This window comes from Pseudomonas sp. S3_E10, assembly GCF_054667615.1.
Genome location: NZ_CP162743.1, coordinates 4,607,475 through 4,630,846, shown reverse-complemented (window position 1 = coordinate 4,630,846; position 23,372 = coordinate 4,607,475). Strand labels below are relative to the sequence as shown.

The window sequence follows — 23,372 nt, the reverse complement described above, 5'->3', positions numbered from 1 at the left end:
TTTTGTGTATCCGGATGCGCAAAGCGAATACAGGCGTCAGTGTTCTAGGGGACCGCGTGTTGCGGGGCTTGGCCGATAAGCATCGGTGCAAACCCCGCACACGGTCTCAATGCCCGCCGGCGCAGGTCGGCGAGGCCGGAGCCGCGTCGATTGTGGCCCACTCCTCGGGCGTGTAGGTGTGCAGCGCCAGCGCATGGAACTCGCCCATCAGGTCGCCCAGGGTGGCGTAGACCTTCTGGTGGCGCTTGACCCGGTTGAGCCCCTCGAACTGCTGGCTGACCAGCACGGCCTTGAAGTGGGTCTGCAACCCCCGGCTGTGCATGTGGCTTTCATCCAGCACGCTCAAGTGTTGCGGGCCCAGGGCGGCGAGGGCCGTTTCGATACGCTGTTGCATAGTCATCGCTGCTTACTTCTTCTTGGCCGGTGCGGCGGCTTTGGGCGACAGTTCGTTGGTCATGTCTTCCAACAGCTTGTTGACCACCGGCACGGCGCTTTCCAGCTTGGCCTGGGTCATCTGGGCCGATTGCTGGGTCAGTTGCGGCATTTTTTCCAGGACTTTCTTGCCCAGTGGCGACTGGTAGAACGCAACCAGGTCCTTGAGCTCGGATTCACTGAAGTTGGTGGTGTAGAGCTTGACCATGTCCGGCTTCAGCTTGGGCCAGCCAATGGCCTGGTCCAGCGCGGCGTTGGCCTTGGCCTGGTAGCTGTCGAGTACGGACTGCTTGGCGGCGGGCGCCTTGGTCTGTTCGAAGCGCTGGGCGAACATTTGCTGCACTTGCATGTACACCGGGGTACCCAGCTTGTCGGCATGGGCCAGGGTCAGGAAGGCTTCGGCACTGGCGTTGTGGCTGGCGGTATCGGCAAAAACCTGGCCGCTGGCGCACACCAGAGCAACCGCGGTACAGATGGCACGAAGACGAGTCATCGAGTTTCCTTTCTAGCTGGCGAGGTAAGACCCCAAGGGCGCCCATTCTGCGCCTAAAAAACCTCGCGGCTCAACCCCGGGCCTTATCCGGCATGGATTGGCCGATGAAACGTCTTTTAGGGAACCCACCTGGCCGATCACGGCCTAAACTGCGCAAACGAACCTGAAGGAGTGTGCCCGATGAGCCGAATTGAAACCGACAGCCTGGGAGAAGTGGAAGTCCCGGAGGCTGCTTACTGGGGCGCCCAGACCCAACGTTCGCTGGTGAATTTCGCCATCGGCGAGCAACGCATGCCCCTGGCGGTGCTGCACGCGCTGGCCCTGGTCAAGAAGGCCGCCGCCCGGGTCAACGACCGCAATGGCGACCTGCCCGCCGACATCGCCCGCTTGATCGAGCAGGCCGCCGATGAAGTGCTCGACGGCCAGCACGACGACCAGTTCCCGCTGGTGGTGTGGCAGACCGGCAGCGGTACCCAAAGCAACATGAACGCCAACGAAGTGATCGCCGGCCGTGCCAATGAGTTGGCGGGCAACGAACGGGGCGGCAAGAGCCCGGTGCACCCCAACGACCATGTGAACCGCTCCCAGAGCTCCAATGACTGCTTCCCCACGGCCATGAGCATCGCGGCCGTGCAGGCCGTGCATCAACGCTTGCTACCGGCGATCGCCACGCTGTCCGGCGGTTTGGCGGAACTGGCGGCGCGGCACATGAAGCTGGTGAAGACCGGGCGCACCCACATGATGGATGCGACACCGATTACCTTCGGCCAGGAACTGTCGGCGTTCATCGCCCAACTCGATTACGCCGAACGCGCCATTCGCAGCGCCCTGCCCGCCGTGTGTGAACTGGCCCAGGGCGGCACCGCAGTGGGCACGGGCCTCAATGCGCCCCATGGCTTCGGCGAGGCGATTGCTTCTGAACTGGCCGCCCTCTCCGGCCTGCCGTTTGTGACCGCACCGAACAAATTCGCTGCCCTCTCCGGCCACGAGCCGTTGGTGACCTTGCATGGCGCGCTGAAAACCCTGGCCGTGGCCCTGATGAAAATCGCCAACGACCTGCGCCTGCTGGGCTCCGGCCCGCGTGCCGGCCTGGCAGAGGTGAAGCTGCCGGCCAACGAGCCGGGCAGTTCGATCATGCCGGGCAAGGTCAACCCCACTCAGTGCGAAGCGCTGTCGATGCTGGCCTGTCAGGTCATGGGCAACGATGTGACCATCGGCATGGCCGCCAGCCAAGGCCACTTGCAGTTGAACGTGTACAAGCCGGTGATCATCCACAACCTGCTGGAGTCGATCCGCCTGCTGGCCGATGGCTGCAATAACTTCCAGGAACATTGCATCGCCGGCCTTGAGCCAGACGCCGAGCAAATGGCCGCGCATCTGGAGCGTGGGCTGATGCTGGTAACGGCGCTCAACCCGCATATCGGCTATGACAAGGCGGCGCAAATCGCCAAGAAAGCCTACGCCGAAGGGTTGACGCTAAGGGAAGCGGCGCTGTCGCTGGGCTACCTCACTGACCAAGAATTCGATCAGTGGGTACGCCCCGAAGACATGCTCGGCAGCTAAGCCGTCACACGCAGCCGTCGGGCCTTGAGCCCGGCGAGCAGCGAGGGCGCCAACGCCACGGCCGCCGAGCCGAGCACCACCACGAATGCGCCGAAATAGCCCAAGGCATTGATCTCTTCGGCCTGCACGTAGTCCGGCCACAACCAGGCCGCCAAGGCCACCGCCACAAAGGTCACCAGCGGCGTGAGGGCCAGGGTCGCACTCACCCGCGACGCCTCCCAATGGGCCAGCGCTTCAGCAAACGCACCGTAGGCCACCAGGGTGTTCAGGCAGCACGCCAGCAGCAGCCAGCCTTGCAGCGGGCTCAGTTGCAGGGCCTCCAGCGGATGCGCCCAGGGCGTGAGCAGCAAGGCGCAGCTCAGGTAGATCACCATCATCACTTGCAGCGAGTTCCATACCGTCAGCAATTGCTTCTGGCCCAGGGCGTAGAACACCCACAGAGAGGTGGCGAGCAATACTGTGAGCACGCCGGCGGTGTAGGCGCCGAAGGAGGTCAAGAGTTCGACCAGGCGCTGATTGAAGAACAGGCCAAAACCGATGATCAGTACCACCAGCCCGATCATCTGCCCCAGGCTGAAACGCTCGTTGAACACGAATACGCTGGCGACCATCAGAAAGATCGGCCCCATCTGGATCACCAACTGCGCGGTGCCGGCGCTGAGGGTTTTAAGGCCCACCAGGTACAACACGTAGTTGCCCACCAGGCCGCACACGGCCATCGCCACCAGCCAACCGCCCCTGGGCCCCAGCACTTTGCGGCTCGGCAAACGTCGAGTGGCCGCGAGGTAGACAAACAGGCAACCACCGGCAACCGTCAGGCGAAACCAGGTCACGGTGATCGGGTCCATTGCCTGCAACACCTGCTTGAGTTTGACCGGCAGAATGCCCCAGAGCAGCGCGGTCAACAGGGTCAGGAAAAAACCGTAGACCCAGCGGCCTGAAGAAATGTGCATGAGTGCCCCAAAAACCGGAGGTGGAGGAGCCGGCATTCTAGGGTGATGCGCTGTGCTTTGGGTATCGATGATTGTGTGTCAGGGCACGCCCATCACCAATACACCGCTGCCGTTGATGGGCCCGGCCGCCGGGAAGGAGCCATTGCGCCGTACCAGCGAAAACGTCACATCGTCGCCGCCCACGCTGTTGGTGATACGGGTGAGGAACGAGCCATTTACCGGTACCGCCGTGCCGGCATGCACCATGGCCGTACCCACATCCGGATTGCTCATCATCAGCAGGCGCGTGTCGAACCCTGTTCGGGTGCCTTTGTAGGTAATGGTGATCGGCGTGGTAATGCCGCCATCCGGGCATGAGTAAGTGAGCCTGCGGTTGCTGACGATCGATGAGGTCAACGGGTCAGTGCCGATTGCGCGCTGGTGCACCGTGCCGAAGTTGATCTCGATCGGGTTGTTATTGTTGATCGTGCAGCTGGAGGGGGAGACGGTAAAGTTATTCGCGGCGATATAGGTGACGCTGAGCTGCGCTCGGCTGCCGTCGTAGTTGTTCGAACTGGTAAGGCGCAACAACCCCAGGTTGTCGCCGATGCGCACATCGAACGGATTGGACGGGTAGTTACGCATCAAAATATAGGGCGTGATATCGATCGGGTAGCTTCTCAGGTCGTCCGGCATCGTCGCTGCACGCACTCCATTTTGGATGGGCGTATTGAAAAACCCACCGTTGATACGCAGGCCAGTGCGTTCACCGCTGAACCTCGGTCCCGGTGTCCAGGCGCTCCCTGACGCATTGCCGGTGGCCCAGTAGTCCGCCCTCCAGGACGGGCTCTGCGACCCTGGGGAAAACCTGCATTCAAGCCGCGCGCCTTCCAGCGTGATTCTCGTACGATCGGCGGCCAGAGCAACCGTAACCGGCACCTGCAAGTTAGGATTACCCGTTTGCCAAGCGCCGCCATTCACACGGCAATCAACGGCTTGCGCGGTCGTTGCAACACCCGTCAGGGCGAGAAGCGCGAAGGCTCCCAAAAATCCTTTCATTTTGATCTCTCTTGCTCTTGCCTATCCAGATACTGCCCAACGAGCCTTCACAGCCCGCGTCTTGAGGGCGGCACGCTGCTAGGGGTAGTCCAACGTAAAAGTCGAGGTCACCGTGTAAGCACCGTGCCCAATGGTTTGATCGCGGATGGCCGCCGGCTCGCCCTGCACATAGGCTTTGAGCTCGATCACATTGCTGCCATCACTGAGCACCTGCCTGTCGCTCACGCTATTGACGGGCAACGGCTTGTCGCCGAGGGTTTCCAGCCCGACCCCGATACCCGAGGCACCACTGCCGGCGTCCAGCGCGAGTAGACCGGGGAGCTCTGGGTTTCCCGTGCCGCCAAAGGTGATGGTCACCGAGTCGCTGATGGTGGTGTCGCACTCTTGCAGGTGCAGCTGGAAACGCCGGCCCACCGAACGCGTGTTGATATAGAGATACTTGCTGGTCAGGTCCCACAGCTCCAAGGTGATGGCCTCGTCACCGGGGCGCAGGGTGCAGGCTTCTTCCACCAGACTGCCCTTGAAACGCAGGTTGTCCGCCGCCTGCCCCAGCGGGGCCAGGCCGCAGGTGAGCAGCAGCGCCAGTGCGCCCTTTTGAACCCTTTCATGTCGCATAGACTCGACTCCTACTGGTATTCGGCCAACAGCGTGGCCACCGCCGTGAAGCTGGCGGCGCTCAGGGTTGCGCCGGGTTGTTGGACGGGCACCACTTCCAATGTCGGCGGTGACGACAGGGTTATGTCCAGGGGGGTATTGAGTGGAAACGGCTGGCTGTCCTGGAAAACCCGTATCCCCAGCGCCGGCACGCTGGTCTGCACCGCCGAGCCGTCAAACGTCGTGGGTGTGCCGTTGACGCTCAACTTCAGCACCCAAGGCAGCGTGTCGGTGCCACAGGTGATGGTGTAACCCACGTGCTTGCGGTACTTCACGCCATCGACGCGCTTGACCCCCACATCGCCAAAATCGACTTCAATGGTGTTGCCCCCCTCAATCGTGCAGGGCGGTGGTTCATTCAATGTTCCGCTGAATGTCACGTTGGCCGATGCGCCGCCATGCAGGCCGACGGCGCACAGGAAAAACAGCGCTCGCTGCTGCCTGAATGTCATGGGTCGTTCCTCTTTATCGCCGTCATTGATAATCGACCACCAGGGTGGCGGTCGCATCGAACGCCCCGCCGGTCAGTCGGCTGCCCGCACGCTTGACGGGCACCGCCTGCACCGCGGGGAACTGGGGGTAGGTAAAGTTCACGGCGGTATTCAACGGCCAGTCGGCGCCATTGACGAACAGCTTGACCCCAAGGTCCGCCTTGCGGGTCGCGAGCATGCGCCGGTCGAACGCGGCGCCCGTGCCCCTGAGTTCCAGGGTCAAGGCGTTACTGAAGGGGGAATCACAGGTGACGGTATAAGGCACCTCGCGACGATAGTTGACCCCATCGATCCGTGACGTCAGCAGGTCATTTCCAAACGGTACATTCAGCGTACCGCCGCTGTTGATGACGCACGGTGGTGGCGCAACGATCACCGCGCGGATGGTCAGGTTAGTATCGGCCTGCGCCATCCGGCAGGCCACCCACAGCAAGGCGCCCCCGACCAGAATGGCGCGCGACCTGTTTGTGTAAGCCATTGTTCTGCCCTCACTCATAGTTGAGCCTGAAATCCACGACGGCCCTGAACGCCCCGCTGGTCAAGGGTGCGGCGGTGCGCGTGGGTTGAACCTTCCAGGTCTGGGTGGTGGCGCCCACAGCCAGGAACAACGGTTCGCCCCGCGCCCCCAATTGCACATCCCGCCCCAGCGCATCGGTCAGGCGCAGGCCCATCCCGGTGATGCCTTGCACCCTGACCAGCCGCGGGTCATCGGCATCGGCGGGTGCGATAAACGCAACCGACAGCACCGGCTGATAGGCACTCCATGTCAGGTTCCCGGTACGTTCATTGCGGAGGCTGCCGGCGGTTCGCTGGCAATCATCGAAGCGCAATTGAAAGGCCACCGGGTTCGCCTGATCGCCGGGCCGTTGCAGTTGGCTGGTCGAGACCTCACCCAGGTCAATCGTTTGGTTGACGGCGGTCATCTCCAGGCTGCATGGGCTCTCATGCAGGGACCCGAGCACGTTCAGCAGTCCATTCATACCTTCCACGTCCTGGGCGTGCGCCCGCCCCATCAGCATCAGCAGCAGGCCGGCGAAGACTTTCACGGTGTTCGACTTCATGACGTTCTCCAACCCCTGGCGTTACTCATTGGACGGCGCTACCTGGCACGTTTCGCCACGGCAGGTGAAGGCCAGCAACGGACGTCCGCCGTAGTCGTTCACATAACTCAAATAGGGGGCCGTCCCCAATGCCGTCGCCGTGGGTTTCAACTTCAGCGAGTCTTTGGGCGCCACCATCATGGGCTCGAAACCCGCCACGGTTTTGCCGTCCTTGGTGCTGCGTGCATCCACCAGGGTCACGTAGTAAGGCGTGGGGTTGTTGACGATGTAGTGATCGCCCGCACGGGTCAGGGTGAGCTTTTCCTGCCAAGGGTTGGACAGGTCTTGCTGGCTCGGCTCGATCGCCTGCGGCCGGTAGAACAACTTGATGCGGGTCTGCAGGGCAATTTGCAGGGTGTTGGATTTGTCGCTGCGCGGCGGAATCTCCCGCAGGTTGAAGTAGTACACCGTTTCCCGGTCCTGGGGCAGCAACCTGGCCGCCGGCAACGCCTGCACCTTGACCTGGCTTTGCGTGCCGGGCTCCAGGCGTTGCACCGGCGGCAGGACGATCAACGGCGTGGTGATTTTCTGGCCGGCTTCATCCTCGATCCAGCCCTGGGCCAGGTACGGTAGTTGGGTGTTGTTATTGGTGATGTTCACACTGGTGGCCTGTTTGCCCCCGTCGAAAATTACGCGGGTGCGGTCCAGGCCGACAGCGGCGCTGGCACTGTGAATCAAGCCAGGCCCCAGCAGCGCGAAGGCCAGGGTGATGAGGCGCATGTTCGGCATCATGAGGATGTGTTCTCCGTATCGATAGGCGTCCCGGTCAATGCTGCCGGGTCGGTTGAAGATTGATCAGCGGCCAACAGTTGGCAGCGCAGGTTCAGGGCATCGGTCAGGCCGTCCATGGGCAAAATGGTCGGCAGCGTGACGGTGCAGCGCTCGGCACCGCCCCAACTGACGATCATCCGTTCGCCGGCCTGAATCCCGCTGAGGTAGACATGGCCGTCGTCATTCACAATGCCGGTGTCCTGCTGCCTGAGGTTTTTCACCGTCGCGCCGAAGGGCGGTGCGCTGCTGTCCGGCAGGCGAAGTACCGCCATCGCCTTCTCACCGGAAATCACTTCCAACGAGCGATAGCCGATAGCCCCTTCGGTGAGCGTCAGTTGTGTCACCGATTGGGTGGCTTCGACATTGGCTGGCAAGCGCTCCAGATCGACACTGGCAGAGGTGCGCTGGTAGCTGCCGATGTCGGCAATGACCGCCTTGCCGAACGCGTTGCTGCGGGTGGGCGAGCCATAACCGCGCACTGGCACATCGGGCACACCCGCGGTATCGATCATCAACCGGGTACCGCCGGTGCTTTGGGTGCGATGCAGGGCCGCACCGTAGGGCGTGAGCGTGCCACCGCCACGCGCCGACACGCCGAGGCTGCTGTAACTGCCTTTCTGCGTACTGGCGCTCAGATCAATGTCGGCTGCATCTCCCATGTGGCTCAGATAACCACTGGCCGATTGGTTGCTCGCACCGATCTGGTAACTGTTGCGTTCATCCAGGCGATCGCTGTAGCGCGCCGCCAATGGGTTTTTACCCGAACCGCTGTTGGCATCCAGCGACAAGGTACCGGTGCGCCCCAATGGCAGGCTGACCATCAGCGACATGCCGTTGCCCTTGTAGTTGTAATCCTCGCTGCGGTACATGTTCAGCGACAGGCTCATGTTTTTTATGGTGCCCACGTTGAAGTAGCGCGACACCGCCAGGTTCCAGCGCTGGGTGTCCGAACGGTTCCAATACGTCTGTTTGTTGTAACTGGCATAGACGGTGGCACCCAGGTCGCGAAACTGCTTATTGAGCGTCACGGTATAAAGGGCCTTGCTGGCACCAAGCGGTTTCCAGCTGTCGCGCCCTTCAACGTACTCATCGCGACTGCCGCGTTCGCCATTGAGGCCGTAATAACGCGCGTCCAGGTATTCACTCATGCTCAAGAAGTTCTCCTGGGAGAACCGGTAACCGGCAAACGTCACCTGACTGTCGTAGGCTTCAAAGTTCTTCGAGTATTGAAGGCGCAACGACTTACCCGAGAGGCTTTCATTCCAGACCCTGGCGCGCGATTGCGTCACGTCCAGCGAGACGGCGCCGAACGCCAGCAGGTCGCGCCCCGCCCCCACCGACATTGCCCGGTAGTTGCTATCGGTGATGCCGCCGCCAAACAAGGACCAACCATTGCTGATGCCCCAGGAGAATTCGCCGGTGGCAAACGTCTTACCCTCGGCGCCGTGTTGAAGCCGGGTCGGTCGCCCACTCGCCAACTTGTAACGAACTTGGCCGGGGCGGGTCAGGTAGGGAACGCCTGCCGTATCGATCTTGAAGGTGTGGACCGAACCGTCCTGCTCCTCGACCCGCACATCCAGGGTGCCCGACACTGCGTCATTGAGGTCCTGGATACGAAAAGGTCCCGCCGCCACCAGGGTTTCATACAGCACACGGCCCTGCTGGCTGACGATCACCTTGGCATTGGTTTTAGCCACCCCGACCACCTCCGGTGCGTATCCACGCAGGTTGGGGGGCAACTGGCTTTCGTCCGAGTTGAGCGCAGCACCGGTAAAACGGAAGCTGTCAAACAGGTCCGAATACAGGTAGTTCTCACCCACCAGCAAACGGGCGCTCAGCGAGGGCACCGCGCGATACGCGTAATAGCGGCTCCATTCCAGCTTCTGGGGCCCGGCCGCCGACTCGCGACCATTTTCGACACGCCCCTGCCAATCCGCCCTCAGGCGCCAGGCCCCGGCATTGGCCCCCACCGTTCCGTTGCCACTCAGGTTCTTGCGCTGGCCGTCGTTGCGCTGGAAGATCGACTGCGCCGTCAGGTTGTAGTCAACCAGCAACCCCGGCACGCCTTCATCCCAGCGTGAGGGCGGGTCCCAATTGATAGCGCTGTATTGAAGGTACGCCTGGGGCAGGCTGATGTTCAGCCTGGACGTGGCCAGGTCGGCACTGACCTGCGTGCCGGGCAAGCCCTTCAGATCAAGGCATTCGCCACCGCGCCACGACGCAAGGCCGGCGGCCTGCGTGGCCTTGAGGCCCAGTTGCCCAACCAAGGCCGGCGACAAACACGCCTGACTGCCCTTTGGATCATCGTCAGGCGGATAGAACGTGACTGATTGTTCTGAAACAGGCTGGGCATTGACCTGCACCACCATTGAGTAAGTGCCCGGCAGAATAAACCCGCTGTGCGCAAACCGGGACAAATCAATATTGCTGCGATCACTCAGGTCAAGCACGTCAGTATTGAACTCGATATCCCCAGCACCCAATGCCGTTCCGGCCAACGACATCAGCCCACCCAACACACTTGGGGCGAACGTGTGTCTGACTTTCAATGTATTCAACATGCAAGCAATCCATCACTGTTCAAAAGTATTCCAACTTGAACCGCACGGCGGCACTGTGGGGGCCAACGATCAGTGGCAATCCGTTGCCGATCAAACTGAGCGTGTAGTCAAGAGTCATGCTGCCTTCACTCAATGGCCTGGGCGCCATGCGCTCACCCGGCACGCTTTCCTCGCCGGCGGAATCGACGATATGCAGGGCAACGCCCTGTGAACCGCCGAAGACCGCGAATGAGCGCCCGCTTCGATCGGTCGGGCCGTCAAACGTCACTCGCATGTGCTGCCAATCCGGCAAGGTTCCCCCGGGGCGCGAAGGGTCCGGCCGACTCAACGTGCAATTGACCAGGCGCAACTGGAAGGGATGCGTTTCACCCCGCGTGTTTCGCAGCAGCCGCCCCACCGGTTCCGCAGGCATCTCGACGGTTTGATCGAGGCTGCTCAGCTCCAGCCCGCAGGCCGAATCAACCACCTCGCCGCCTAACGTGACGACCCCCTCGCCCTGGGAAGATGACTGCGCAAAAACGCAAGGGCCAAGGAGCAACGTCACTGAAAAGGCGATAGGGATATGTATGGATATATTCACGTGGACCTCCCGCCAGCGTGCCCCCGCCACCTGCAGTGGCGGGGGCGCAACTTACTGATAGGCCAAGGTGAAATTGGCCACCGCGCTGAAGTCACCGGGAACGATGTCCCCCGTGGCGACGCCTTGCACATAGGCACCGAACTGCAGGGTGTTATCACCGGCGCTGATTGGCTGCGGGGCAGTAGGCACCCCCAATTTCACCGCGCTGCCGCCGTGGGTCATCATGATGCCGATGCCGCCGGCGCCCCCCACGGTGCCGATAGCGCCCGGTACTACGGCCGACGGTGCCCCGGTGAACGTGGTGGTCACCGTGTTATCGGTCAGGTCGGCCAAATCGCACCCTTGCAGTTCGATCAGCACAGGCCGGGCCTCGGACTTGCCACCGGTTTGCAGTTGGTGCTTTGCAATGGCGCCCAAGTTAACGGTTTGATCAACGGATTCAGGCTTGATGGAACACGCCCCCGAATGAACCGAGCCCAAAAACGTCACCGTCCCTTGAGACGCTTGCGCAACGGACAACGAACCGGCCAACACACCGGCAGACAACAGCGCAACGTTCAATATCGTTTTCATTCACAGTTTCCTACTTATCAAGTGTCATTAAAAAGCGCCGCCACGGACGTGCAAGGCGCTTACTAATCAGCGGTTTAAACAATGCGTTTGATCGGGCGACCGTATTGGCCCTGGCAACTTTTTATTGTGCTTTCGGGCCGCCAATCAACGGCATGCAAGTTCCCACTCCACACTTGGATAAACAACCCATCAACATCAGATGATTGCGTAGGCAAAGTCCATCACGACAAATAGGAAACTTATGGCGTCCTACATAAATAATAAGTTGATCTGAAGGAAGCGGACTACATTGGCGTTAGTTAACGCACCTACTCACCAGCAAAAACTGTCAGAACCAAACGAGATAAACTTGAAAGTCCAACCGTGTTAAACATCGACCCATTAATGGCTTATTGATTATTTGAAGGTAAAGAAAAGGGGGAGCAAGCTCCCCCTTTCAATGGTTATCGGATGCCGCAGGGCATCACTGCGCTAGCGCACCGCCTCGAACAACCCTGTCGCGCCCATGCCACCGCCCACGCACATGGTGACGATGCCGTAACGCAGGTTGCGCCGTTGCAACTCGCGCACCAGATGCCCGACTTGCCGCGAGCCGGTCATGCCGAACGGATGGCCGATGGCGATCGAACCACCGTTGACGTTGTACTTGGCGTTATCGATTTCCAGGCGATTGCGGGCGTAGAGGCATTGGGAGGCGAACGCTTCGTTGAGCTCCCACACATCGATGTCCGCCACCTGCAAGCCGCGCGCCTTGAGCAACTTGGGCACCGAGAACACCGGGCCGATGCCCATCTCGTCCGGCTCGCAACCCGCGACGGTAAAGCCGCGGAAGAACGCCTTGGGCTTGAGCCCCAGCGCCAGGGCTTTTTCCAGGCTCATCACCAGGGTCATCGAAGCGCCGTCGGACAGCTGCGAGGAATTGCCCGCCGTCACCGAGCCATCTTCGGCGAACACCGGTTTCAAGCCCTGCAGGCTGGCCAGGGTGGTGTCGGGTCGGTTGCAGTCGTCGCGGTCCACCACGCCTTCCAGTAGCTGCACCTCGCCGGTGGCCTTGTCCTCGACCTTGTAGGTGACCTTCATGGGTACGATTTCATCATTGAACAACCCGTCCGCCTGGGCCTGGGCGGTACGTTGCTGGCTCTGCAGGGCGTACAGATCCTGTTCCTCGCGGCTGACGTTATAGCGGCGCGCGACGATTTCGGCGGTCTGGCCCATGGGGAAATAAATACCCGGCACCTGCGCCTTGAGCAGTGGGTTGATCAGGTTGTCGGTGTTGACGCTTTTCATGGTCAGGCTGATGGACTCGACGCCCCCGGCGACGATGATATCGCTGCAGCCGGAGGCGATCTGGTTGGCGGCAATCGCAATCGCCTGCAAGCCCGAGGAACAAAAGCGGTTGAGGGTCATGCCTGCCGTGCCGGTGCCCAGTTGCGACAGCACCGCCACGTTGCGCCCGATGTTGTAGCCCTGGGCGCCTTCATTGGAACCGGCGCCGACGATGCAGTCTTCTACCGTGGCCGGGTCGATGCCATTGCGGGTCAGCAGCGCGTTGACGCAATGGGCCGCCATGTCGTCCGGACGGGTCTGGTTGAACTTGCCGCGAAAAGACTTGGCCAGGCCGGTTCGCACACTGTCGACGATCACTACTTCACGCATGGGCTACCTCGATCTTGTGGTTGTTGGGAGATGGATCGAGGATAGATCCAGGCCTGCCCGACCGCGACGATCATTCACCCCATGGATGCGAAAGCATGACGGTGAGGTTATTTCTTTTTCTTCTTGTCGCGCTTATCGGTTTCGGCGAACGCCTCCTCCAGCGCCTGGTTGATGGTGCGCAACACCTTGACCCGCGCCCAGCGCTTGTCGTTGGCTTCCACCAAGGTCCAGGGCGAGACTTCGGTGCTGGTGCGATCGACCATGTCGCCCACGGCGGTGCGGTAGGCGTCCCATTTGTCGCGGTTGCGCCAGTCGTCTTCGGTGATCTTGAAGCGTTTGAAGGGGATTTCTTCACGGGCCTGGAAGCGTTCCAGTTGGGTGTCTTTATCGATGGCCAGCCAGAACTTGACCACGATCACGCCCGCATCGCGCAGTTGCTCTTCAAAGTCATTGATCTCGCCATAGGCGCGCATCCAGTCCGCCGGTGTGCAAAAGCCTTCGATGCGCTCCACCAGCACGCGGCCGTACCAGGAGCGGTCGAACACCGTGAACATGCCCCGCGCCGGGATTTTCTGCCAGAACCGCCACAGGTAGGGTTGGGCGCGCTCGTCTTCGCTCGGCGCGGCAATCGGTACGATGTGGTACTGGCGCGGGTCCAGCGCCGCCGCCACGCGACGGATCGCGCCGCCCTTGCCGGCCGCATCGTTACCTTCGAACACCGTAATCAACGCGTGTTTGCGCATGCGCTTGTCGCGCATCAGGCCAGAGAGCCGCGCCTGCTCGGTGATCAGCTGTTCTTCGTAGTCGTCCTTGTCCAGGCGCAGGGTCATGTCGAGGCTGTCGAGCAGGCCCTTCTTGTCCACGGCGGCGATCAGCGGCGCCGGGTTCATGCCGCTGGCCTTGCCCTTGGGCTGCTTCAGGGCATTCTGCATGCCTTCCAGCAGCAGTTTGCCCACGGTGAGCCCGCGATAATTGCTGTCCACCCCTTCGATCACATGCCACGGCGCGTAATCACGGCTGGTGCGGCGCAGCACGCGCTCGCCGAAGTGCACGAACTTGTCGTAGGTCTGCGATTGTTGCCAATCCAATGGGCTGATGCGCCAACTGTGCAGCGGGTCGTCGGCCAGGGCTTTGAGTCGCGCCTTCATTTGCTTCTTGGAAAGGTGGAACCAGAATTTGAAGATCAGCGCGCCTTCATCGCAAAACATTTTTTCCAGGCGCTCGGCGCCGGCGATGGCCTGGTCGAGCCGCGCGTCCTTGATTTGCCCATGCACCCGGCCTTGCAGCATCTGGCTGTACCAGTTGCCGAAAAAGATGCCCATGCGGCCTTTGGCAGGCAACTGGCGCCAGTAGCGCCAGGCGGGTGGCCGGGCCAGTTCTTCGTCGGTCTGCTGGTCGAAGGTGCGCACTTCGATCAGGCGCGGGTCCATCCATTCATTGAGCAGCTTGACCGTCTCGCCCTTGCCGGCGCCTTCGATGCCATTGATCAAGATGATCACCGGGAAGCGCTTTTGCTGTTGCAGCTCGTACTGCGCCTCCAGCAGGGCCTCGCGCAAGGCCGGCACTTCGGCGTCGTAGGTGTCTTTGTCGATGGCGTGACCGATTTCGGCGGATTCGAACATGGGCAGCTCCGTTTCAAGATGGCTCAAGACTAGCGGATTGGGCAGCAACACGCGGGAGGAAATTCCACGCATGCTTGCCATGGGTCAATTGATTGCCTGTTGATCAGCTAGAATGGCGGCCTTGCCTTTGCCGAGCCGCCCATGAACCCCGTATTGCCCCACGCCCAGCTCGACTGGGATGACCAAGGTCGCCCGCGCTCGCGGGTGTTCGACGACGTGTACTTCTCCGACAAGTCGGGCCTTGAAGAAACCCGCTATGTGTTCCTTGAACAGAACCGTTTGCAGGAACGCTTTGCCGCCCTGCCGGTGGGCGGGCGGTTGGTGATTGGCGAGACCGGCTTCGGCACCGGCTTGAATTTCCTGTGTACCTGGCAGTTGTTCGCGCAACAGGCGGTGGCCGGGGCGCACCTGCATTTCGTCAGCGTGGAAAAGTACCCGCTGAGTTACGCCGATCTGCAACGGGCACTGGCCCTGTGGCCGGAACTGCAGCCCTTCGCCGAACAGTTGCTGGCCCAGTACGTCGCCATCCACCAAGGCTTCCAGCGTTTAGTGCTGGACGGCGGTCGCGTGACCCTGACGCTGTTGATCGGCGATGCCCTGGAGCAACTGCCGCAGCTGGATGCCCAGGTCGACGCGTGGTTTCTCGACGGCTTTGCGCCGGCGAAAAACCCCGACATGTGGACCGCCGAGTTGTTCGCCGAACTGGCGCGGTTGGCCGCGCCCGGCGCAACCATCAGCACCTTTACCAGCACGGGTTGGGTAAGGCGGCTGATCAACGCCGCCGGCTTCAAAATGAAGCGCACGCCGGGGATCGGCCATAAATGGGAAATTTTGCGCGGTGAGTTCATCGGCTGGCCCGAACAACTGCCTGCGCCAGCGGCCGGCGCGCCGTGGTTCGCCCGCCCGGCGCGGCACACGGGCGAGCGCCACGCGCTGGTCATCGGCGCCGGCCTGGCCGGTTGCGCCACCGCTGCCAGCCTGGCCGCCAGGGGCTGGCGCGTCAGCCTGCTGGAACGCCATGGGGCGTTGGCCCAGGAAGCCTCGGGCAATCCGCAGGGGGTGTTGTACCTCAAGCTGTCGGCCCACGGCACGGCACTGTCGCAACTGATTGTCAGCGGGTTCGGCTACACACGCCGCCTGCTCGAGCATTTGCAGCAAGACGTCGACTGGCAGGCCTGCGGCGTGCTGCAACTGGCGTTCAATGCCAAGGAAGGCGAGCGCCAGGCGCAATTGGCCCAGGCCTTTGCCCCTGACCTGCTGCATACCCTGGACCGCGCCGAGGCCCAGGCCCGCGCCGGTGTGCAACTGGCGCACGGCGGGCTGTTTTTTCCGCAGGGTGGCTGGGTGCATCCGCCCGCGCTGTGCCAGTGGCAAGCGCAGCAGCCGGGGGTGCAGTTGCTGCTGCATCAAGAGGCCCTCACCTTGCAGCAGGTCGACGGGCAATGGCAGGCACGCGACGGCGAGACTCTGCTGGCCAGCGCGCCGGTGGTGGTGTTGGCCGGCGCCGCCGAGATCAAGCGCTTCCCGTTCAGCGCCCAGTTGCCGCTCAAGCGCATTCGCGGCCAGATCACCCGGTTGCCGCAAACCGCCGACAGCCAGGCACTGGCCACAGTGGTCTGCGGCGAGGGTTATATCGCGCCGGCACGGTTGGGCGAACATACCCTCGGCGCCAGTTTTGACTTCGCCAGCGATGACCTGACGCCCACGGCCGGCGAGCACAGCGGCAACCTGCAGATGCTGCGCGACATCTCGGTCGACTTGCTCGAACGCCTGGCCGCCGACCAGGCAGACCCCACGCAGCTCCAGGGGCGCGCCGCGTTTCGCTGCACCAGCCCGGATTACTTGCCGATTGTCGGCCCGTTGGCCCACAGCGAAGACTTCGCCCAGGCCTACGCCGTATTGCGCAAGGACGCACGCCAGGTCCCGCAAACGCCCTGCCCCTGGCTCGAAGGCCTGTACATCAACAGCGGCCACGGCTCACGCGGCCTGATCACCGCGCCACTGTGCGGCGAGCTGCTCGCGGCGTGGCTCAACGACGAACCGCTGCCGGTGCCCGTCGGCGTCGCACAGGCCTGCCACCCCAATCGGTTTGCCGTGCGCGGCCTGATGCGCAATCAAAAGTAACGGCGTCGCTCAGTCCACGAGCGCTTGGCAGCCCATGTCCACGGTTTTCATTTCCTCGTGGGTCAGCTCCCTGAACAACGTGCGTTCGGCGGCCTCCCTGCGATCGCCAATGGCTTCAAACTCACGCCGAAATTGCGCATCGTCCATGGAGTGAGCGCGTTCCATGATCGCATCCTGCTCCTCGTGAAACGGCGTGTTCATCAAGTCAAACCGGCCGGGATAGCGTTTACGCAAATGGGTACGCCAGAACTTGCGCCCGGTGAGGGAGTCCATGAAGGCCGGCGAAAGTTCGGCCGTGCGCACTCGCATGGAAGCCTTTTCCAGGTCCTCGCGCGTTACTCCGCTTAACCCGGCAAAACGCATATGCGTCGGCTGCCCAGGCAAGTCCAGCGATTCCACAAGGCCGGTGCGATAGGCCAGGCTGACTTCCGCCGGATCCGCCGAGGGGTCGGCCTGGCTGTGTTCATGGGCCAGTTTTTCCAGCTCATCAAGCCGAAACAGGCCACGCCCCTCGCGCAGCAATGCCGCCGTCGAAGTGCCCCGCTCACTCGCCACGCCGGCCTTGTGCACCCGCACCGCCACTTCCAGATGGCTGAAGTTGATGGCCGCCGAGTCCGTACAGTTGAAGGGGTTGGCCGCCAGGTTGAATACCTCGTTACGCAGCTCGGTGTTGTCATGCGCCGCTTCCAGCACCTCCCATACGCGCTTGTGCATGTCTTCTCTGACAAATTCGCTGTCAGCACTGTTACCCAGTTCGGATAACAACGCGAACAGGCTCTCTGAACGCTGGTCGTCTTTCAGATCGGTCCAGATCGCTTTGTGGGCGGCAGGGGACTCCGGCATCCAGATACCGCGTGCGGTCGACTCATTCATCGCCGCGATATCGTCGTGCAGGTAGCCCATGCCGATACCGGTTCGCCTACGGTAAGCGTCGAGGCTCGCGACCGTGGTCGACGACAAGGGGTTGAAACGCAGGTTAATGGTTTGGGCGATACGCCGTGGTGCGGCAAACACCCAATCAGGCAGTTGTCGAATGGCGTTGTTGCGCAGATCCACAAAGTCCAGGAAGGGCAACCGCCCCAAGCCCACCGGGAGTTCGCGGAGGTCACAATTACGCAGTTTGAGATGCACCATATCCAGCATCTTGCCCACCTCCGGCGTTGCGCCGAGGCGGTTTTCACTCAAGTCCAGGGCAATCAGGTTGCGCATATCGGCGAGTTTTTTCAGCGTGTACTCAGACAGCGTCAGGGCGTTGGACGACATCAGCAAACGTTTGAGCCCGGGCATGTGCGCCAGGATTTCCGGCAGCCGGGTAATGTTGTTGCGCTCAAGGCTCAATGATTCGACGTGGGTAAATGCCTTGAGAAAGTACGCCACGCTGTCGTCGAGTTGCATATCGTTGAGTGACACCAGCCGCAGGTGATCGAACTTGACCGCGCCAGGCAGCGACGGCAGATCGCCGACGCGCATGCCGTCGAGCTTGAGGCCCGCGACGCTTTCACGCCCCTCCCCCGGGACGAAGGTCAGACGGCGCCAGGCGTCTTCGATCAGGCCGGCCACTTGCAGGCGGCTGGTGTGCAGCTCGCCGGTAATGCCTTGGGTGGCGCGGGTCCAGCTTTTCAAACTGGCGCGCAACACGTGTAGCTGCTGCTCATGCGCCTTGATCGATTCGGCACGCTCCAGGTGGTCGGCGCCTCGCTCATCCAGGAAATGGTTGATCTGGGTCTCGGTAAACAATGGAAACAGTCTGCGCGTGCGACGCACCAACGCCCGCGAGTGAGCGGCAGGCACTGGGGGGGCCGGCGGGCTGGCCTGGACGCACGCGGGAAGCGGTTCAGTTTTATCCAGAGACTCGCCGCGCAACAACGCCATGACCGCCGGACGATCATTGACGGCATGCTCAAAGAGTTCGTTGCGTAGCTTGAACCCATGGGAGCGCTCGCGCTCAGACAACCCCAGCGCGTTCAATTGTTCCGCGGGCAGCGCACGCAGCGCCGCGTCGTACAGACTCTGGCGCCCGGAGGTGGGAAGCCCCAAGATTCGCCCCGAGACGTCGAAGACTTCATGCAGCTCGCCCTGCTTGGCGATAATCCGGCGGACCTTGGCATCCGACGGCCCCACCTGCTCCAGCAACGGCCCCCCGATACTGCCGTCGCGAACTTCCAGGGCAAAATCCGCCGGCCAGCCGGGCATGCGTTTGAGCAACTGGAGCACCTGGAGCCGGCTCTCGGATAACCCCCGCGCGGGCAGGAATAATTCGGCACAGGCCCGGTCCGCCGCTATCTGTTCCATCATTTCTCGAGCCTCCTGGGCCAGGCGCATGGGGATACGCTGGTCATTGACAACCCGCAGGCGCTCAACGCTGCTGGCCCGATCAATCAGACGCTGAGCGACGCGCACCGGCAATTGGGCAAATCGCTGCTTGAACAGGGTTTGCGAAGGCCCGTTGGGCCGGTCATAGGTCTCATACAGCTTGCCGAAAAACAGCGCCGCGTTTTTCTCCATCCAGTCCGCTACCGACCGGGCCAGGCGACGCGCGGGCGTGCCGCTAGCGGGCGCCTCCTTGAGCAACTGTGCCGTGGCTTGCTCATCCAGCTTATCGAGGGCCAAGCCCAGTACTCCGTCTTCACGCAATGAGTGCTCGGTCAGACGAATACCGGTGTGCTCGGGCGTGAGGCGCAGCCCCTGCGGGTAGTTCGCGATATGCACGCCGTTGTCGTTGAACAATTCGAAATAGACGTGCTTGGGCCATGCCGGCAGCATGGGTAACGCATGCAGCAACAGCCGTTGATTCTCGGCGGTGGGCTGGCCCTCATTCACCAGGTGCCAGATACAGTCACGAATGCGCTGCTCCAGGATGAACCGTTCGGCCTGGTCTCTGAAGCGCCTGGACACGGGTTGGTTCTGCCGCGCCCACGCTTGCAATCGCGGCAGCGGCGCCTGGGTGATGTCCTGGACTGCTTCCAGCCGCAGCGCACTGAGCGCTTTGAGATCAGGCGCTATACGCCGCAGCACATACAGGCTGTTATCCCATTCGGCCGGCCGTTCGCCGCGGTAACGCCAGCCGCCTTCGCCGTTGAGCTCCACAGGCGGGGCAAACAGGTCGTGACCCGCCTGGGGTTGCAAGCGCCAGCCCCCGGACAGCTCATCGAAACGCACCTCCAGCGCATGCCCCTGCAACCGCACAAATGTCTTGTCGCCTATTTGGTAGAGGCCGTTGCTGTCCGGCGTGTCAGACAGGTCTATCGGCTGGCGATAACGACGCAGGTTGCGCTTCCACAGCCGACGCCACCCCCCTCGGGTGACCGCTTCGAAGCCATCGAACCAATCAGCCGTGTCTTGCTGCGGGTGCAGTTTGAGCGCGGAGCTGGCCTTTGCGAACGCGGCCATCAGCGCGACATTGGCCAGCACATTGGTCAGGTGCGAAAACGCTTTGCGCTTATCCCCGGCCTGCCAATCCTCATAACCGTAAAAGATCTCGCCGAGCAACTGCCCCAGGGTCACCCCCATCATCAGTTCGCCCATGACGGGGATGAACATCGCGCAGATGTTGGCCAGGGTGAGCCCGGCCTCCCAGTAGCCCTCAAGACGTTTTTGCCGTTGCTCGGCATCCACATCGGCGGTCGGCACCGCCAGGGTCCGACTGTCCACTTGCAGTTTGCCCAGCAGGCTCTCGAAGAAAAACCTGTTGAGGTCATGGGTCATCGGGCGTTGTTTGATAACCCCCAACTCGGCCTGGTCCGTCAGCGCCTTGAAAAAATCCAGCCGATTGGCCTCATCGATATAACGGGTGAAGGTCTGCCGGTAGGCCTTCGTTTTCAATTTGAGGCTGAGGTACTGCTGGAATTGGCTGAATGCCGCGTACTCGTACACCGGGCGAAAAGGTTCGCCGGGCATGTAAACCATGCATTTTTCGGTAGGGAATTGTTCAACCGAGCGTGCGGAAAACACCACCACGCCCCAGAGGCAGGCGCCGTGGATTTCCAGGCCCTGCAGGCTCACCGGCTTAGCGTTATAAAGCACATCACCTGACGCCAGCGTCGCGCCTTTTTCGAGGAACAGCTGCAGCGTGTCGTAGCCGTCTTTGGACAGGTGCTGCTTCTGATAGGCAATCAGCACCTCCATTTTCAACACGGCGACTCTCAGCTGTTTTATCGATCGCGCGACCGGTGTGAACAACGCCTGGTCATCGTTGGCGGACCGCCCCTGGGTGAGCACGTGCAGCAGGTGTTCTTGATAGCGCTTACCCAGGTCCAAGCGGCGACAGCACTTGGCAAAAGCCGCCGGCGAGGGCTTTGCCGGTGCCTGGGTGGCCAACATCGCCACCGCCGGCATGCCGTCCTCACCGACACCTTCCTGCGCTTGGGTGAAGTTCTGCATCGCGGCTTCCAACAAGCTGTGGCTGACCCACCGCGCCGGCGTGGGCACATCCCGATACAGCGGCGGCCCCAGGTTGAACCACTCGCGCTGTGGCAGCCACAGACGGTCTTCATCCACGTCGAAGCCGTCGCCAAACTCGCTGGACAGCGCGGCTTTCAGGTGTTTGCGGCAAAAAGCCTGGACATCGTCCAAGGTACTCAAGCGCACTTTTACGGCTTCCTGAAGGGACAGCGCCTCGTCTGCGGCCTCATTGAGTTGTTCCAGGAATGTGCCACCGGCGTTCATCAACCAGTCGGGCACGTTCTGTTGCAGGACCTCGGCCTTTTCCAGCTCGCCGGTGAGCTCCAATAACGCCATCGATAACTCACGCGTCGTCATCGGCTGAAGACCCTGCGACACACTGACGTCCTGATCCATGGGGGGTGCTCCTTGAAAAAATGAGGCGTCAGCTTAGGCACCTCACGCCGCAATCAAGGCCGTAATAATTAATACAACGACGCGCCCGCCAGCCTGCTTATAACCGATTGATCTAAAACTACCGCAACACAGGTGGGTCAGTTTTCGGGTACCCCCAAACCTCCCCAACGGAAAAACCGGTAAGGAACTTATGTGTGGATTAGCTGGCGAGTTACGCTTTGATCATCAACCTGCAAGCCTTGCAGACGTAGAACGCATCACCCATCACCTCGCCCCCCGAGGCCCCGATGCCTGGGGTTTTCATGCCCAAGGGCCGATTGCCCTGGGCCATCGCCGCCTGAAGATCATGGACTTGTCGGACGGCTCCGCCCAACCGATGGTCGACGCTCAACTGGGGCTTTCCCTGGCGTTCAACGGCGCGATCTACAACTTCCCCGAATTGCGCCAGGAGCTTGAAGCGCTGGGCTATGCGTTCTATTCCGGTGGCGACACCGAAGTGCTGCTCAAGGGCTATCACGCTTGGGGCGAAGCGCTGCTGCCCAAGCTCAACGGCATGTTCGCCTTCGCCATTTGGGAGCGCGATGCCCAGCGCTTGTTCATCGCGCGTGACCGCCTGGGTGTGAAGCCGCTGTACCTGTCGCGCACCGGCCAGCGCCTGCGCTTTGCCTCCGCGCTGCCTGCGCTGCTCAAGGGTGGCGACATCAACCCGATCCTCGATCCGGTGGCGCTGAACCATTACCTGAACTTCCACGCGGTGGTGCCTGCGCCGCGCACGTTGCTGGCGGGCATTGAAAAACTGCCGCCGGCCAGCTGGATGCGTATCGAGGCCAACGGCAACACCGAGCAGAAAACCTGGTGGACCCTGCCCTACGGCCCGCGTGAAGATGAGAAGTACCTGAGCCTGGAAGACTGGACCGACCGTGTGCTCGACAGCACCCGCGAAGCCGTGGCGATTCGCCAACGGGCGGCGGTGGATGTGGGCGTGTTGCTCTCCGGCGGCGTCGATTCGAGCATGCTCGTGGGCCTGTTGCGTGAGGTTGGCGTGCAGGATCTGTCGACCTTCTCCATCGGTTTTGAAGATGCCGGCGGCGAGCGCGGTGACGAGTTCCAGTATTCGGACCTGATCGCCAAGCACTACGGCACCCGTCACCACCAACTGCGTATCGCCGAAAGCGAAATCATCGAGCAACTGCCGGCGGCGTTCCGCGCCATGAGCGAGCCGATGGTCAGCCATGACTGCATCGCCTTCTACCTGTTGTCGCGGGAAGTGGCCAAGCATTGCAAGGTTGTGCAGAGCGGCCAGGGTGCCGATGAGTTGTTCGCCGGTTACCACTGGTACCCGCAAGTGGACGGCGCAAGCGACCCGTATGCTGCCTACCGTGAGGCGTTTTTCGACCGCAGCTATGACGACTATGCCGCCACCGTCGCACCAAAATGGCTGACCGCCCATGACGCCGCCGGCGACTTCGTGCGCGAGCATTTTGCGATGCCGGGCGCCGATGCCGCCGTGGACAAGGCCCTGCGCCTGGACAGCACGGTGATGCTGGTGGACGACCCGGTCAAACGTGTCGACAACATGACCATGGCCTGGGGCCTGGAAGCGCGCACACCGTTCCTCGACTACCGCCTGGTAGAACTTTCGGCCCGTGTGCCGGGCCGGTTCAAGCTGCCCGACGGCGGCAAACACGTGCTCAAGGAAGCGGCGCGCCGGGTGATCCCGAGCGAGGTTATCGACCGCAAAAAAGGTTACTTCCCGGTACCGGGCCTCAAGCATTTGCAAGGCGACACCCTGAACTGGGTGCGCGACCTGCTGCTGGACCCGAGCCAGGACCGCGGCCTCTTCAACCCCGCCATGCTCGACCGCTTGCTCACCGACCCCCAGGGCCAATTGACCCCGCTGCGCGGCTCCAAGCTGTGGCAACTGGCAGCGCTGAACCTGTGGCTCAGCGAACAAGGAATTTGAT

The 23,372-nt window shown here is 61.9% G+C and carries 18 protein-coding genes; 3 read left to right on the top strand and 15 right to left on the bottom strand.

The annotated features are described in order from the left end of the window. Nucleotides 1-106: 106 nt before the first annotated feature. Both AB4N98_RS21265 and AB4N98_RS21260 read right to left on the bottom strand, forming a co-directional pair. Nucleotides 107-400: a BolA family protein gene (locus tag AB4N98_RS21265; RefSeq protein WP_017527735.1), complete on the bottom strand. Its 294-nt coding sequence runs from the start codon at nt 398-400 to the stop codon at nt 107-109. Nucleotides 401-406: 6 nt separating this feature from the next. Next, the gene (locus AB4N98_RS21260) at nt 407-925 is read right to left on the bottom strand and encodes a DUF2059 domain-containing protein (RefSeq protein ID WP_017527734.1); all 519 of its coding nucleotides are present in this window, start codon (nt 923-925) and stop codon (nt 407-409) included. A gap of 180 nt (nt 926-1,105) precedes the next feature. Here AB4N98_RS21260 and AB4N98_RS21255 point away from each other — a divergent pair, with 180 nt between their 5' ends. After that, a complete protein-coding gene (locus tag AB4N98_RS21255) occupies nt 1,106-2,488 on the top strand; it encodes a class II fumarate hydratase (protein ID WP_017527733.1) in 1,383 nt (460 codons plus the stop codon). Here the strand turns inward: AB4N98_RS21255 and AB4N98_RS21250 are convergent. The 12 genes from AB4N98_RS21250 to pap all read right to left on the bottom strand — a co-directional run bounded on the left by AB4N98_RS21250 (nt 2,485) and on the right by pap (nt 14,487). Next, nucleotides 2,485-3,441 carry a DMT family transporter gene (locus AB4N98_RS21250; RefSeq protein WP_017527732.1) on the bottom strand — a complete coding sequence of 319 codons (957 nt, stop codon included), beginning with the start codon at nt 3,439-3,441 and terminating at the stop codon, nt 2,485-2,487. The genes AB4N98_RS21255 and AB4N98_RS21250 overlap by 4 nt on opposite strands. A gap of 78 nt (nt 3,442-3,519) precedes the next feature. Then, a complete protein-coding gene (locus AB4N98_RS21245) occupies nt 3,520-4,479 on the bottom strand; it encodes a fimbrial protein (protein ID WP_068935608.1) in 960 nt (319 codons plus the stop codon). A gap of 78 nt (nt 4,480-4,557) precedes the next feature. Next, nucleotides 4,558-5,094: a fimbrial protein gene (locus tag AB4N98_RS21240; protein ID WP_017527729.1), complete on the bottom strand. Its 537-nt coding sequence runs from the start codon at nt 5,092-5,094 to the stop codon at nt 4,558-4,560. An 11-nt stretch (nt 5,095-5,105) separates the two neighbouring features. After that, a complete protein-coding gene (locus AB4N98_RS21235) occupies nt 5,106-5,585 on the bottom strand; it encodes a fimbrial protein (protein ID WP_017527728.1) in 480 nt (159 codons plus the stop codon). A 22-nt stretch (nt 5,586-5,607) separates the two neighbouring features. Beyond that, nucleotides 5,608-6,102 (bottom strand): fimbrial protein, encoded by a 495-nt coding sequence (locus AB4N98_RS21230; RefSeq protein WP_068935612.1) that lies wholly within the window; start codon nt 6,100-6,102, stop codon nt 5,608-5,610. A 10-nt stretch (nt 6,103-6,112) separates the two neighbouring features. Beyond that, on the bottom strand, nt 6,113-6,685 hold the full coding sequence (locus tag AB4N98_RS21225) for a fimbrial protein (RefSeq protein ID WP_017527726.1): 573 nt from the start codon (nt 6,683-6,685) through the stop codon (nt 6,113-6,115). A gap of 21 nt (nt 6,686-6,706) precedes the next feature. Next, complete coding sequence (locus AB4N98_RS21220; RefSeq protein ID WP_068935614.1) at nt 6,707-7,456, bottom strand: fimbria/pilus periplasmic chaperone; 750 nt, start codon at nt 7,454-7,456, stop codon at nt 6,707-6,709. Next, on the bottom strand, nt 7,453-10,056 hold the full coding sequence (locus AB4N98_RS21215) for an outer membrane usher protein (protein ID WP_148674701.1): 2,604 nt from the start codon (nt 10,054-10,056) through the stop codon (nt 7,453-7,455). The genes AB4N98_RS21220 and AB4N98_RS21215 overlap by 4 nt, the downstream gene beginning before the upstream one ends. A gap of 19 nt (nt 10,057-10,075) precedes the next feature. Next, nucleotides 10,076-10,522 carry a fimbrial protein gene (locus AB4N98_RS21210; protein WP_017527723.1) on the bottom strand — a complete coding sequence of 149 codons (447 nt, stop codon included), beginning with the start codon at nt 10,520-10,522 and terminating at the stop codon, nt 10,076-10,078. Between the two features lie 165 nt (nt 10,523-10,687). Continuing rightward, the gene (locus AB4N98_RS21205; protein ID WP_065877765.1) at nt 10,688-11,209 is read right to left on the bottom strand and encodes a fimbrial protein; all 522 of its coding nucleotides are present in this window, start codon (nt 11,207-11,209) and stop codon (nt 10,688-10,690) included. A 471-nt stretch (nt 11,210-11,680) separates the two neighbouring features. Then, nucleotides 11,681-12,865, bottom strand: a complete 1,185-nt coding sequence (locus AB4N98_RS21200; RefSeq protein ID WP_017527721.1) for a thiolase family protein — start codon at nt 12,863-12,865, stop codon at nt 11,681-11,683. A 107-nt stretch (nt 12,866-12,972) separates the two neighbouring features. Beyond that, on the bottom strand, nt 12,973-14,487 hold the full coding sequence (gene pap / locus AB4N98_RS21195) for a polyphosphate:AMP phosphotransferase (protein WP_017527720.1): 1,515 nt from the start codon (nt 14,485-14,487) through the stop codon (nt 12,973-12,975). Between the two features lie 141 nt (nt 14,488-14,628). Here pap and mnmC point away from each other — a divergent pair, with 141 nt between their 5' ends. After that, nucleotides 14,629-16,611, top strand: coding sequence for a bifunctional tRNA (5-methylaminomethyl-2-thiouridine)(34)-methyltransferase MnmC2/FAD-dependent 5-carboxymethylaminomethyl-2-thiouridine(34) oxidoreductase MnmC1 (mnmC, locus tag AB4N98_RS21190; RefSeq protein WP_017527719.1), 1,983 nt, complete (start codon nt 14,629-14,631; stop codon nt 16,609-16,611). A 9-nt stretch (nt 16,612-16,620) separates the two neighbouring features. On the opposite strand, the gene AB4N98_RS21185 is transcribed toward mnmC, so the two are convergent. After that, nucleotides 16,621-21,408 (bottom strand): NEL-type E3 ubiquitin ligase domain-containing protein, encoded by a 4,788-nt coding sequence (locus AB4N98_RS21185; RefSeq protein WP_460148891.1) that lies wholly within the window; start codon nt 21,406-21,408, stop codon nt 16,621-16,623. A gap of 190 nt (nt 21,409-21,598) precedes the next feature. Between AB4N98_RS21185 and AB4N98_RS21180 the strand changes: the two genes are divergently transcribed. Continuing rightward, on the top strand, nt 21,599-23,371 hold the full coding sequence (locus AB4N98_RS21180) for an N-acetylglutaminylglutamine amidotransferase (RefSeq protein WP_017527717.1): 1,773 nt from the start codon (nt 21,599-21,601) through the stop codon (nt 23,369-23,371). The last annotated feature ends 1 nt before the right edge of the window (nt 23,372 follow it).